12 protein-coding genes are annotated in these 13,317 nt (G+C 68.2%); 1 reads left to right on the forward strand and 11 read right to left on the reverse strand.

Annotated features, from left to right (window positions below):
* Positions 1 to 130 precede the first annotated feature (130 nt).
* From B3Z70_RS14395 to B3Z70_RS14425, 7 genes are read right to left on the reverse strand one after another with little or no spacing between them, the layout of a single operon-like run.
* A complete protein-coding gene (locus tag B3Z70_RS14395) occupies positions 131 to 775 on the reverse strand; it encodes a methyltransferase family protein (protein WP_291839626.1) in 645 nt (214 codons plus the stop codon).
* Entirely contained in the window at positions 772 to 1,371 is a 600-nt protein-coding gene (locus B3Z70_RS14400; protein ID WP_291839623.1) for a cation transporter, read from the reverse strand. Before B3Z70_RS14400 ends, B3Z70_RS14395 begins: the two co-directional genes overlap by 4 nt.
* Complete coding sequence (locus B3Z70_RS14405; protein ID WP_292045801.1) at positions 1,368 to 4,592, reverse strand: efflux RND transporter permease subunit; 3,225 nt, start codon at positions 4,590 to 4,592, stop codon at positions 1,368 to 1,370. Before B3Z70_RS14405 ends, B3Z70_RS14400 begins: the two co-directional genes overlap by 4 nt.
* Positions 4,593 to 4,601: 9 nt before the next feature.
* Entirely contained in the window at positions 4,602 to 5,804 is a 1,203-nt protein-coding gene (locus tag B3Z70_RS14410; protein ID WP_291834352.1) for an efflux RND transporter periplasmic adaptor subunit, read from the reverse strand.
* Positions 5,804 to 7,057 (reverse strand): TolC family protein, encoded by a 1,254-nt coding sequence (locus tag B3Z70_RS14415; protein WP_291834349.1) that lies wholly within the window; start codon positions 7,055 to 7,057, stop codon positions 5,804 to 5,806. The genes B3Z70_RS14410 and B3Z70_RS14415 overlap by 1 nt, the downstream gene beginning before the upstream one ends.
* Positions 7,058 to 7,113: 56 nt before the next feature.
* Positions 7,114 to 7,458: a hypothetical protein gene (locus tag B3Z70_RS14420; protein ID WP_291834346.1), complete on the reverse strand. Its 345-nt coding sequence runs from the start codon at positions 7,456 to 7,458 to the stop codon at positions 7,114 to 7,116.
* 40 nt (positions 7,459 to 7,498) lie between these two features.
* Positions 7,499 to 8,167: a cation transporter gene (locus tag B3Z70_RS14425; protein WP_291834343.1), complete on the reverse strand. Its 669-nt coding sequence runs from the start codon at positions 8,165 to 8,167 to the stop codon at positions 7,499 to 7,501.
* Between the two features lie 53 nt (positions 8,168 to 8,220).
* Here B3Z70_RS14425 and B3Z70_RS14430 point away from each other — a divergent pair, with 53 nt between their 5' ends.
* The gene (locus B3Z70_RS14430; RefSeq protein WP_291834340.1) at positions 8,221 to 8,685 is read left to right on the forward strand and encodes a MerR family transcriptional regulator; all 465 of its coding nucleotides are present in this window, start codon (positions 8,221 to 8,223) and stop codon (positions 8,683 to 8,685) included.
* Positions 8,686 to 8,706: 21 nt separating this feature from the next.
* Here the strand turns inward: B3Z70_RS14430 and B3Z70_RS14435 are convergent, their stop codons facing one another.
* The 4 genes from B3Z70_RS14435 to B3Z70_RS14450 form a co-directional block, all read right to left on the reverse strand.
* Positions 8,707 to 10,659 (reverse strand): hypothetical protein, encoded by a 1,953-nt coding sequence (locus B3Z70_RS14435; protein ID WP_292022770.1) that lies wholly within the window; start codon positions 10,657 to 10,659, stop codon positions 8,707 to 8,709.
* Entirely contained in the window at positions 10,656 to 11,249 is a 594-nt protein-coding gene (locus tag B3Z70_RS14440) for a hypothetical protein (protein WP_291834334.1), read from the reverse strand. Before B3Z70_RS14440 ends, B3Z70_RS14435 begins: the two co-directional genes overlap by 4 nt.
* A complete protein-coding gene (locus B3Z70_RS14445; protein WP_291834331.1) occupies positions 11,246 to 12,523 on the reverse strand; it encodes a dsDNA nuclease domain-containing protein in 1,278 nt (425 codons plus the stop codon). The genes B3Z70_RS14440 and B3Z70_RS14445 overlap by 4 nt, the downstream gene beginning before the upstream one ends.
* Before the next feature lie 116 nt (positions 12,524 to 12,639).
* Positions 12,640 to 13,041, reverse strand: a complete 402-nt coding sequence (locus B3Z70_RS14450; protein ID WP_291834328.1) for a hypothetical protein — start codon at positions 13,039 to 13,041, stop codon at positions 12,640 to 12,642.
* Positions 13,042 to 13,317 lie beyond the last annotated feature (276 nt).

A 13,317-nucleotide genomic window follows, 5' to 3' on the forward strand; every position in this document is an offset into this window, starting at 1 on the left:
TCGGCCGGGCGACGCGGTTCCGGCCCCGTCCAGGCGAGGCGCGCCGCCGCCCCGGCGGCGAAGGCTGCGGCTGCCAAGCCAGCCGAAAGGAGCGTCACGAGACGTTTGCGGGTCATCCGAAGCCCTCCGGTCAGGGCAGTCGCAGGACGGCGTCGAACCAGCCGATCTGCTGCAGGCGCTCGAGCGACTCAAACACCGGCATCGCCAGCAGGAAGACGAGGCCGTCGCGGACGGTGCGAAGGAAGAACGCAGGTCGTACCGAGAGCTCGGGCTCGTCGCGCCAGGCCCGCAGGTCCGGCCAGAAGCGCGGCGTGCGACGGCGGTAGTCGTCATAGACCTCGCCGAAGGTCTCGCTCAGATAGGCTTCTTCGCGCCCGACGACGGTGCGGAACACGATCCAGCAGGCCAGGGCGAAGCCCAATCCCACCGTAGCGCTGCCCGTCTGGGCGCCGATCCCGAACGCCCCGATGAAGCTGAACAGGTAGAGGGGGTTCCGGCACAGGGAGTAGGGTCCCGCCGAAACGATCTCCTGCTTCTTTCGGCCGCCGATGTAGAGGGAGCACCAGGCTCGGCCGATCACGCACAGCATGATGGCGACCAGACCGAGATGCTCCACCGGATGTTCGAGAACGGGCGTGGGTTCGACCAGCGCCGTCCAGGTGATGAGAGCGAACAGGCCGACGAGGATGAAGAGTTTCCGCCAGCGCTGGACCCGCGTGAGGTCGGGGGGGGAGGCTCCACCGGGGTGGAGATCGTGAGGCAGCAACGGGCTCACTGGGCCGCTCCTGTGTCAGAGGCCTTGCGCGCATCGCGCAGGATGTCGATGCCGCCCTTGGCGGCGATGGCGGCGACCAGAACGCCGACGAGAAGGTCCGGCCACGACTGGTCGAGCCACATGACGAGACCGCCCGCGACAAGGATTCCGCCGTTGGACGCGAAGTCGTTGAGACTGAAGGTCTCGGCGGCCTTCATGTTGACGTCGCCGCTGTGCTGCCGACGGATCAGCAGCAGGCAGACCAGGTTGATGACGGCGGCCACAACCGCGAGGACCATCATGGTCGGGCCGACAGGCTCAGTCCCGGTGAGGGTCCGCCTCAGCGCGTCAAGCAGGACGAGAACGGCGAAAATCAGGAGCATGACACCTGAGGCTCGCGCCGCCCCCGTTTTCCAGACCAGGGCGCGTCCGACCGCCAGGAAGCTGATCAGATAGACGGCCGCGTCCGAACCGTTGTCGACCGCATTGGCCAGCAGGGCGCTGGAGTCGGCGGCGATGCCGCCGACTCCCAGGCCCACGAACAACAGGGCGTTCAGGACCAGCACCGTCAGGAGGGTGCGGCGCTGGACCTGCTCCGTTGCGTGGGCCTCGCTCATTCCTCGAGCCCTTCAGCCTTGCGGTGCTTCACGGCCTTGGCCGCGAAGGTCGGCAGGACCAGCAGGGTCAAGGCCGTGGCCGTCAGCAGGCCGCCGATGACGACGGTGGCCAAGGGCTTCTGCACCTCCGCCCCCGCGCCGTGGGCGAACGCCATCGGAATAAAGCCGACGATGGCGACTAGGGCCGTGGTCAGGACGGCGCGCAGCCGGCTCGTCGCCCCTTCGATGGCGGCGAGGCGTGGGTCGGCGCCGCCTGTCAGGCGTTCCCGAATGGCCTGCATAAGCACCAGCCCGTTCAGGGTCGCAACACCGGATACGGCGATGAAGCCGACCGCCGCCGAAACCGAGAAAGGCATCCCCCTGAGGACGAGCGCCAAGGCGCCGCCGATCAGGGCCAGAGGCACGCAGGCGAACACCAGTCCCGCCTCCGCGAAGGATCCCAACGCCATGAACAGCAGGACGCCGATCAGGATGAAGACGATGGGGATGACCAGGCCCAGACGCTGTTCGGCCCGTTTCAGGTTCTCGAACTGCCCACCCCAGGTCAGAGAGTAGCCGGTGGGGAGATCGACCTCAGACTGCACCTTCGCCTGGGCCTCGGTGACAAAGCCGCCCAGATCGCGCCCGCGAACGTTGGCCTGAACCACCATGCGCCGGCTGCCGTCATTGCGGCTGATCTGGTTCTGCCCCTCGGCCACCTGAATCCGGGCGACGGAGGAGAGCGGAACCGTCACGCCCGTAGCGGTCGTGATCGGCAGGGCCGCGAGGGCCGCCGGATCGTTCCGGGCTTCATCCGCGAGACGGACGACGACGCTGAAGCGGCGATCGCCCTCGAAGATCTGCCCGGCCTCGGCGCCCCCGACCGCGGCCGAAACCGCTTCGGAGACATCGGCAGCCGACAGGCCGTAGTTGGCGGCCGCGAAGCGATCCACGCTGACGGTCAGGGTTGGGAGCCCTGAAGCCTGCTCCACGCGGACGTCCGCAGATCCGGGCGTCGCGCGCAGAGCGTTGGCGACTCGATCCGCCGTAGCCTGCAGCTGGGTGAAGTCGTCGCCGTAGACCATGACCGCGAGGTCGGTTCGGACGCCCGAGATCAGCTCGTTGAAGCGCAGCTCGATGGGCTGGCTGAACTCGAAGCTGTTGCCGAGTTGCCCGGCGGCGAGCTCTTCGAACCGCGCGATCAGCTCCTCCTTCGGGAGGTTCGGATCGGGCCACTCCTTGCGGTCCTTCAGGACGATGACCGCGTCGGAGATGTTCGGCGGCATCGGGTCCACGGCCGCCTCCGCCGTCCCGGTGCGGGCGAAGATGGTCTTCACCTCGGGCTGGGCCTTGATGACGCGCTCCAGCGCCATCTGCATCGCCAGGGATTGCTCCAGCGACGCTGAGGGCACGCGCAGCGCCTGCATGGCGATGTCGCCTTCGTCCAGGGTCGGGATGAACTCACGCCCCAGGCTGCTGAAGGCTATGCCGCCGATAACGAGAGCGCCGAGCGCGGACGCCAGGACGACCCTCGGACGATCGACGGCCGCGCGGATGGCGGGTTCGATCCAGCGGCGCGCGTAGCGGAGGATGAAGGTCTCGTGCTCGTGCGCGTGGCCGTGCTCGTCGACCTCCACCTTCTTCGGATCCCGCACCAGCAGGGCCGTCATCGCCGGCACGAAGGTGAAGGAGAAGATGAAGGCGCCGACGAGAGCCAGCATCACCGTCGCGCCCATCGGGATGAAGGTCTTGCCCTCCACGCCCTCGAGCATGAGCAGAGGCGTGAAGACCAGCAGGATGATGAGTTGGCCGAAGGCGGCCGGCTTGACCATCTGACGCGCCGCGGCTCCGGCGACCGCCAGACGTTCCCGACGCGTCAGCATCCGCCCGGCCTCGGCCCGCTTCTGGCTGAGCATCAGCAAGGTGTTCTCGACCACCACGACCGCGCCGTCGACCAGAAGGCCGAAGTCCAGCGCGCCGAGGCTCATCAGGTTTCCGCTGATGCCGAAGCGGTTCATGCCGATGACCGCGAACAGGAAGCTGATCGGGATCATCAGGGCGGTGATCGAGGCCGCGCGGATGTTGCCGAGCAGCAGGAACAGAACCACGATCACCAGCAAGGCGCCTTCGATCAGGTTCTTGGCGACCGTCGAGATGGTCTTGTTGACGAGCGAACTCCGGTTCAGGACCGGTTCGGCGACGACGCTCGGCGGCAAGCTCGCGGAGACTTCCTCGAGGCGTTCGGCGGCGGCTTGGGCCACCGTCCGGCTGTTGCCGCCGGCCAGCATCAGCGCCGTACCGACGACCGCTTCGTGGCCGTCGCGGCTTGCGCCGCCGAGACGCGGCGCCTGGCCGATTTCGACGGTGGCGACATCGGCGACCCGCACGACCAGCCCGTTACGGTTGACCACGGGGGCCTGGGCGAGATCCGGGATGGTCTGCGCCAGGGCGTCGGTTCGGACGGTCAGGGCTTCACCGGACCGCTGAACATAGCCCGCACCGGCCTGGGTGTTGGCCCGCTCCAGAGCGACGATGAGGTCGTTCAGGCTCAGGCCGTATCCCGCCAGACGCGCGGCGTCAGGCCGAACCGCATACTCCTTCACATAGCCGCCGTTCACATCGACGCCGGCCAGGCCCTTCGCGGTCCGCATGCGCGGGGCGATGATCCAGTCCTGGACCGTGCGGAGATAGGTCGCGCGGGCCTGTGGTGTGGTCAGCAGTTCGCCTTCGGGCGTCAGATAGGCGCCGCCCGCCTGCCAGCCGGGCTCTCCCGGTTTGGCGAGATTGGCGCTGTTGAACGGTTTGAAGTCGACCGTCCACATGAGGACTTCGCCGAGGCCGGTGGTGATCGGCGCGAGCGCCGGCTCCACGCCCTCCGGCAACCGCTCGCGCGCCTGGGCCATCCGTTCGGCCACCTGCTGGCGAGCGAAGTAGATGTCCGTGCTGTCGGAGAAGATGACAGTCACCTGGCTAAAGCCGTTTCGGCTGAGCGACCGGGTAGTCTGGATCCCCGGGATGCCCGCCATGGCGGTTTCGAGGGGATAGGTGACCTGGCGTTCCATCTGCTCGGGCGCGAGCGCCGGGGCGATGGTGTTGATCTGGACCTGCCGGTTGGTGATGTCCGGCACGGCGTCGATGGGCAGCTGCGTCAGGTTGTAGAGGCCGAAGGCGGCGACAATCGCCGTCGCCAGAACCACGAACCATCGGAAGCGAACCGAGGCTTCGATAATCGCTTTGAACATGACGCCCCCCTAGTGCCCGTGCTCGGCTTCGCCCTTGGCCATCTCGGCCTTGAGCAGGAAGGCGTTGGCTGAGGCGACGCGTTCGGAGCCGGTCAGTCCGCGCAGGATCTCTGTGCGGCCCGCGGCCTGACGGCCCGCCAGCACCTGCACGGCCTGGAAGCCGCCCTCCACCTGAACGAAGACCACGGTGTTCCCGTCGACGGTCTGAACCGCTTCGCTCGGCACGGTCATCCCGCCGGCAGCCTGACCGGTCACGACAGCGCCGGTGACGGCCGACCCGGCCGGCGGCAGGGTCGCGCCCGAGGGCCGGGCGCGGATCACGGTCGCACCGCTCTCACTGAGCCCGGCGTCGGCCGCGACACCGGTGACGACGGCGTCGAACTCCCCGTTCGGGCCGGTGACACGCATGGGCGAGCCCGCGCGGACGTTGGCCGCCAGGGCCGGCGGCGCATTGAAGACCATTTCGACCCGGGCCGGGTTGCTGACCTCGGCCACCACGCCGCCCTGGGCGACAAAGCCCCCCGGACCGACCTGGACGCTGCTGACCACACCGGAAATCGGGCTGGTCACACTCAGCCGCCCGGAGGCGTTCGGCGATCCGGCCGCTGCGGAGCGGGCGCGGGCGGCCCGGGTCGCCGCCTCGGCGCTCAGGAACTGGGCGCGGGAAGCCTCGACCTCCTGACGGGCGACGATGCCTTGATCCGACAGGCTGCGATTGCGCTCATAGGCCTGGCGGGCCGCCTCGGCGGAGGCTCCGGCCGCATCGGCCTCGGCGCGGAAAGTCGCAGCCTCGCCGCTGACGAGGCTGACGAGCGGCTGGCCGGCCCGGACCGACTGACCCGGCGCGACGAGAACCCGCTCGACGCGACCTCCGACGGCAGCGGCGACCGCGGCGCGGGAATCGACCATCGGTTCGACGCGACCCGCCAGGCGGGTTTCGCCCCCGCCACCGCCGCCGACGCCGACGATCGTGATGCCCGCCGCCTGGATCTCTGCAGCGGTCAGTTCGACCCGCCCTTCGGTCTCGGCCTCGGCGGTCTCGCCTTCGGTGTGTCCCCCCTCCTCTTCCGCGTGGCCGGCCTCGCCTTCAGCGGCGGGCGGCGTGGCGGGTTCGGTGGATCGGGTGGCGAACCAGAGCCCGCCGCCTCCGAGAACGACGAGGGCGGCGACGCCGCCGATCAGCAGTGTCTTGTTGGATGTGCGTTTGCGCATCACTGGGCTCCTTCGAAGGGGGCGCGGCCGTTGAGGCGCGCGAGATCGATCTCGGCGCGGACACGCGCGAGACGCGCGTCCACGGCAGCGGACCGGGCGTTGACGAGGGCGGTGCGGGTGACCCGCAATTCGACCTGGGAGATGCGGCCGGACTCGAAGCCGATCCGCGACAGGCGGTAGGCTTCCTCGGCGGCGGTGACGCCGGCGTCAGCGGCGTTGACGCGGCTGACGGAGGCCGCGAGACGGGCGACCGCAGCGGCGCGATCCGCCTGGGCCTCCTGCCGCGCACTCATGAGCCGGGCGTCAGCCGCGCGAAACTCGGCCTGGGCCGCCTCGATGTTCCCCCGGTTTCGGTCGAACAGCGGCAACGGCATGCTGACGCCGAAGGTCAGGGCCGTCGCGTCCTCAGCCTCGAAGCGGCGGATGCCGATGCTGGCGTTGATGTCCGGGCGGGCCTGAACCCGTTGAACATCGATGCGCCGTTCGGCGGCGGACCGCTGGGCCTCTGCCACACGGACAGTCGGCGCGTCGTCGATAACCGATCCGACCGTCGCTGGCGTCTCATCCAGGAGACTGTCGTCGATCCGGGTCACGGCGACCGGGATCATGGCGACCGCAGTCAGACGTGCGTAGGCGGCGTCGCGTTCGGCGACGGCCTCATCCCGCGTAGCGCGGGCGGACGCGGCTTCGGCCTCGCCCTGGATGCCGCGCAGCAGGGGCTCTCGCCCCTCCTCCACCAGCGTCAGGGCGGCGCGAGCGTCCGCAACCGTGAGGGTCAGGGTTTCCTCGGCGAGGGTCGCGCGCCTCTGGGCCGCTTCCGCCTCGGCGTAGACGAGGGCGAGACGGCCGGCGGCGTCGACTACGGCGAGATCCCGCTGCAGCCCGACCGCTCCGGCCTCGGCGCGGGCGGCGGCGATACGCGTTGAACGACGCCCCCACAGTTCGAGATCCTGGCTCAGGGCCAAGGTCATGTCCGCGTTGTTCAGGCCTGAATAGGGACCTGAGCCGTAGGCGTTCTCGACATCGAAGCCGAGGACTGGGTTGGGCCGCACCCGCGCCTGACGGACACGGGCCTCGGCGGCGTCATAGTTGGCGCCGGCTTCGAGCGTCGCCGGAGCGTCCCCGAGTTGGGCGAGGAGTTGGGCATAGGTCGGGGCCGGGTCAGCCCATACGGGACTGCCCAAGGTCGCCGCGATCGCGGCGATGGCGCAGCCGACCGCGTAACGCGGCCGCCTGCGAGATGTGGGAGACATGATTCATTTCCAGAGTTTCTGAGGACGAAGAGGCGCGCGAAGGCGCAGGTCTTCGGTCAGACTCTGGGGGGGCGCTTCAGGCCATCGGGCGTGATGGAGGCCCGGAAGTCGTCGTGACGGCCGCTCTGCAGCGGCGGTTCTCCGAACGCGGGAGCGATCGAGTCGACGCCGTTGGTGCGGGCGGTTGTCGTGTGGTGGCAGTGACCGTGCGAGCAGACGCCGTGACCGGCGCCCTTTCCACTGTGGTCGCCATCGCCCTGATTATGATCGACCGCAGCGTGAGCCGCGGGCGGCTCGGGCAGGCAGGTGGCGGCGTCGACGGCAGGCGCGAAGAAGAAGGCGGCGAAGACGATGGTCGCCGCCACGATCAGTTTCGCCCATGTCGTCATCGACCAGGTCATCTCGCGCTCGTTACTTCCGTTCCCGACATCAGGCAATGCGTTACAAAGTCCGCGCCGCAGACGTTGCTGCGCGGCTCTCCGCTCTTGCCTGTAACAGGATAGAGATCGCGGATTGAAGGAAAACCCCGCCCAGCAGAAGGCCAGCCAGCAGGTCCGGCCACCGGGAACCGGTCAGCCAGACCAGCCCGCCAGCCGCAGCCACGCCGAGACTGTGGATGAGGTCGTTTCGGGTGCAGAGCCAGACGGAGCGGACGTTGGCGTCGCCCTCGCGGAAGCGCACGAGCAGCAGGGCCGCAACCAGATTGGCGGCGAAACCGACCAGTCCCAGACCGGTGATGACGGCGCCTTCGGGCGGCTGCCCCGTGACCGCTCTCCAGACGGCGTAGCCGAGAATGCTCACGGCCATGACGAGAAGGCTTGCGCTTTTGAAGACTGCGGCGCCGGACCGCACCCGCACGGATTTTCCAATGGCCCAGAGGCTGATGGCGTAGGTGGCGCTGTCGGCCAAGAAGTCCATCGCATTGGCAGCGAGCGCCGCCGATCCCTGCATGAGACCGCCCGCGGCGACCGCGAAGAACCCACCCAGATTAAGGGCGATGACGGCCACCAGCACGCGGCGATAGGCGGGCGAGGCCCCGTCGAACCGGACCTGATGGCCGCAGCAGCCTCGGGACGGGGCGCAGGATTCTGTCGGGGCGGGCGTGGTCATGCGCCCTTCATGCATCCTCTAGCCACTAGAGGATCAAGCCCTATATTTCGTCCATGGCCAGAGACGCATCTCCTCCCCAGCTCCGGACTATCGGACGCCTCTCAGCCGAGACCGGCGTGAAGATTCCGACGATCCGGTTCTACGAGAAGATCGGTTTGATGGAGGAGCCGCCTCGCACGGCAAGCGACCGGCGCCTTTACGACGGCGCTGCGACGCGGCGGCTGGCCTTCATTCGCCATGCGCGGCAGCTGGGGTTCGAGATCGACGACATTCGCGCCCTGCTGGCGCTGTCCGACGAACCCGACCGGCCCTGCACGGAGGTCAACCGGATCGCCGAGCGCCAGCTTGCGGCGGTTGAGGCTCGCATCGCCGGGCTTCAGGCGCTGCACGCCGAACCCGCCCGGATTCAGGCGGCGAGTTGCTCAGGTGGGCGGATTTCCGATTGCCGGGTGATCGAGGCGCTTGGAAACCACACGCACTGCGATGGTCACCACACGCGTTATTCGGCGCGCGATTAGCCGGGCGCCGGCTGCCGCCCTCTATTTGCCCCGGTAGTACCGGATCAGCGGCTCATGCTCGGTGCTGTCGGGCTGCATGTGCCGGCTGCGGATATCCAGGCCCAGCGCCGGATCCGGCGGCAGGTATTCCTTGTCGATCAGGATGATCTGGGTTTCGGACAACTCCCCGGCCTTCAGCGCGTAGACCATCCGGTAGAAGCCTTCGAACTGCGCCCTGTTTTCCCGTTCACTGATGTTCTTCATCGGGGAGTCGATGATCAGAAGCTCCGGAAGCGGCGCGTCGAGCAGGGCCGCTATCCGGTGGACGGCGATGGCGAAGCAGCATTTGAACAGGGTCTTCTTCCCGCCGCTGCTCATGGAGGTGAAGGTCGAGGCCGTGAGATCGGATGGGTCGCTACTGAAGACGGCGGGGTAGAAGGTCGGCGGCTCCAGGGCGACGCGGTCGTCGCGCTGGATGCCCGGCACGCCGGACTGGACCAGGGCGTCGAGGAAATAGTCGCCGAGCCGGGTCAAACTGGTCCGGTCGGCTTCGGCCGACGTGCGGGCATCCTTCAGGGCCTCCCTCAGCGTGAGCTCCAGGGCAATGATCTGGGCGAGCGCTTCGCGCTGCTGCTGCAGGAGGTCGGGAAGCCGCAGCAGCCAGGCGAGGCTCTGCAGTTCGGCCTCGAGCGCCGCGCGCTCGCGCTCCTTCAACAGGACGGTCGACAGGAACGCCGAGTCCGCCTCCTCGCTCGCGCGGTTGCGCGCGGTTTCAAGGGACGCCTTCCGGTCCAGCGCGCGCTCCCGCCGCAGTCGGATGCGGGTGAGACTGCGGTCGATCTCTTCGATCGCGCTGTCGAGGTCCGCCCGGCGCGAGGCGATGTCCAGTTCCAGGGCAGCCTGCTCCGCCGCGTCGGTCAGTTCGAGCCTGTCGTCCTGGCCGCAGACCTCGCAACAACGAGCAGGGCGCGCCGGGAGGCTCTGGGTGCATCGGGGGCAGTCCGCAAACCCGACGTCGCCGAGGATTTCGCGCGCCACGGCGGAGCGCCGGAACTTCAGGCCGAGGGTCTCGATCTCGTTTCGATGGCGCACATGTCGTTCGCGCGCGGCAAGCAGTTCATCGGCCGCAACGTCGAGGCGGGCGACGCCAACCCCGAGACGGCGGGTCCGGCGTGCGAGGATATCGACGGCATGCTCCGTCTGGCCCACCCGCTTCAGCTCCCGCAGGGCCACGATGCTGGCCTCCGCCTCGGCCAGGGCCGCCTTCAGGGACGCTTCGCGCTCGGCGATCTGCGCTTCGGAGCCGGCGCCCACTTCGTCGAGGGTTCGGGTCAGGCTTTCGATGGCGGAGGCGCGGGCCGTGCGATTGGCGCGCAGCTGATCCAGTTCGGCCTCCAGATCGGCGACCCTTTCATCGTGATATCCGATGACGTACCGGATCACGTCGCGGCTCTTCAGGCGCAGGTAGAACTCGGCGTCCTCTTCCAGATGGAAGAAGGCGCTGTCGATGTTGTCCTGGTCCAGATAGCAGTACCAGAGCAGATCCCTGACGGAGAGACGGACCGTCTTGCTGTCGTCCTTCAGCTTGCTCTTGCGCACGCGCGGCGGCTGGACGCCGGACAGCCAGAAGATGAGGTCCGACAGGGTCTCGACGCCGGTAAGGGGGATCAACTCCCCGGCAGCGGCCCTGGCCGGCACGATCACCGACTGGACCTCGTCCCCGACGGCCCATGAGGCGAAGACATTGGCCCCGTCGCGCTGCCGTTCGATCGTGAGCGTGCTCCTCTCAAGCTCCACAGTGAGCGTCGCGGATACGAATTCGGCCTGCAGGGCCGGTGACAGCTGGATGGCGCCGCCGAGGCAGTAGTCGATCATCCGGGCGATGCTGGACTTCCCCGCGCCCATCTGGCCCCAGAAATAGGTGATGTCCGAGAAGACGATGGTCTCGGTCGCATGCCTCAGATCGAGGCTCAGCGACTGCAGATGAAATTTCACGACTGATCACCGTCCAGGGCGGCGCCGCTTTCGGCGCCGATCTCCTGCCCCCACTTCATGCCCGTGATTTCCGGGACGATCTCGTAGACGAAGTCCTTGAGCTTCATGGCCGACATGTCCCCGACGGTCTTGACCACCAGCGTCCCGCGCTCGGCCAGGTCCGCGAACAGCGGCCGCTGCGCGAAATCGTCTGCGACCGCACGGCCGGCGTCGGTCAGCCCGATCTCGATCTTCCGGCCGGAGAGCGACAGGGTGACGAGGCCTCGTGCCGACAGCAGACTGAGCCACCGCCTGTAGCGCCCGTCCCATGGACCGTAGCGGAAGCGGATCATCCGCGTCTCCACGGTCGTCCGTTCACGCGGCGACAGATGAACCGCGTCGGGCGACTTCCCGCGCGCGACCAGGGCCCGCTCCAGATAGACGGGGTAGCGCAGAAGGAAGTCGAGCTTGGCCAGCTTTGTGATCCCTTCCACGGGCTTGGGCGTCCTGCCACGCTTGTCGGCGCACCTGAGCAGGACCAGCAGCCGCATCAGATGCAGGCCATCGGTGTTCTCTGCCCGGGCGGCCGCCCTCAGGACCCCGAGGCTCATGGGCGCGGCTCCTGGACGTCAAAGCGCTTGCTCCACCAGACACGGCACTCCCGCGTCAGCATGGCGGCGACGCCGACCAGCACTTCGTAGGGCTGTCCGCCCATGAGCGACCTGCGATCGCCCTCTAGCCTGCGAAGCCTGCCGGTCACGTCCGTCAGCATGGCCGGGCCGAAGGTCTCGGACTCGTTCGCGGCGGCGTAATAGGCCTCCACGCATTCGCCGTGGACGGCCTCCTCGATCTGCTTGAGCTGTTTCTCGGCGGCGACAGGGTTGCGCGCCTGATCCTCCAGCAGGGCGTATTCCGCGGCCATCTCCTTGGCGGTCATGTAGCTCACGGCTTCGCCCAAGCCGCCCGCTTCGAGCTTCTGTTCAAGGACGCCGGCTCGCCGGGGACCGCCGGGCGTCAGTCGGGGCTGGCCCTGATAGGCGAAGGCCTTCAGGGCGATCGTGGGCGGGGCGAAGACGACATCGGCGCAAACGATGCGCTTTGCGGTGATGACCGGATCCTCGTCGCCCTCGGCCAGAAGGCTGCGGGTGTGGCGCTCCGGGGCGGTGACATGCAGGGAAGCGGCGCGATGGACCCGCGCCACCAGGTCGTCACGAAGCTCGGACAGCTGGGCGGGTGTGAGGGCGCTGCAGTCGTCAAGCCGCCCGAGATGCTCATGGGCCAGGGTCGCGTCGAACTCCGCCCTGGACGGTCCCTTGACCAGCTCCACCCGGCGCAGGACGTCGAACAGCCTCTGCCGGTCGGCGCCCAGGGTGGCCCCCAGTTCGTCGAAGGCCGCCAGGAAGGGTGCCGCGATGTCCGCAAGCGAGGGGCAGGCCCTCAGGTGCGCCAGCATCAGCGGAGGGCATCGCCCGCGGCGCTTCTGATCCTGGATGTCGTCGCCGACCACATCGAAGTCGGAGTTGGACACGAAGTACAGGACGCCGATCTGCGAGGGGTAGGTCGCGCACAGGTCGACGAAACGGCCGATCGACTTGACCAGGGCGGCATCGCGGAGCGTCCAGGGTCCGTTCTCCGGCGTGGACGTCTTGATCTGCCAACCGTCGAACAGGCCGTCCGGACGCTCGCACAGCAGATCCTCGTGGTGTTCGCAGTAGAGGTTCACGTAGGGGAAGGCGCCGCGCCGAACGGCGACGAGCAGGACCACCCCGTACTGGTGCTGATATCGGAAGTTGCGTTCGGCCTCATCGCCAGGGTCACCGCTTCTCGTTCCATCGAGACGCGGGTCCTCCAGGGCATCCGCCCCATCGCCATCAAGATCAATCACCTGCGGCCGCCCCTCCGCGAGCCCCCGTCGCCGTCCCCGGAACCGGCGACGCTACGCTGCGAGCCGAACCTGATCAACCGACACGACCTTGACGGGAAGGAATTCGCGCCCGTCGCTCACGGACGAAGGATCTGCGTCCTCCCGCCCCAGAACGCCACCGCGTCGGGCGTCTGATTGTCCGAAGGAATGACGGGCCCTTGGAAAACGCCGCTGGCTGTCTCGTAGAGCTGTGTCGCGACCCCTTTCATCCGATGGGCCTCATTGACCGTGATGGTATCGCACCGGACCGCATCGGCGTCGGCGGCGAAGGTCGCCTGTGCGACGAAACCGCCCTGCCACGTCGAGACGTCGAACCAGATCGCCCCGAAGCTCTTGGGCACCTCGATCGACCCTTCGGGGAAACGCTCCCCGATACGCGGGTCTTCGGGCGGCCCCGGCGGAAGACACCACATCACCACCCGATAGGGCTCGGCCGGATCGTCGATTTCGTACAGCTCGAATTTCGTGATCGGCTTCACGCGCTTCTCCTGGACCCGGACATCGGCCCGCCGACCACTTTCGACTTGTCCGGGCGCCACACCGCAGAGGATAAGCACCGTTGGCGGGTTCCGGAACGTATAGGCGCTGATCCTGAGCCAGGGGACGCATCGCGTCGGCGGCGATCAGGGCTGAAACCCCCGGCTTCCGTACAGAAGTTCCAGACCCGCCCCCTACTCTTCGTTGCACCAAACCTCACTCCGCGTCGGGATCGATGATGCCATCGCGAACGGCGACCGCGACCGCTTCGATACGCG

Origin of the sequence: Brevundimonas sp. UBA6550, assembly GCF_002434505.1 — a bacterium.
Lineage (GTDB): Bacteria > Pseudomonadota > Alphaproteobacteria > Caulobacterales > Caulobacteraceae > Brevundimonas.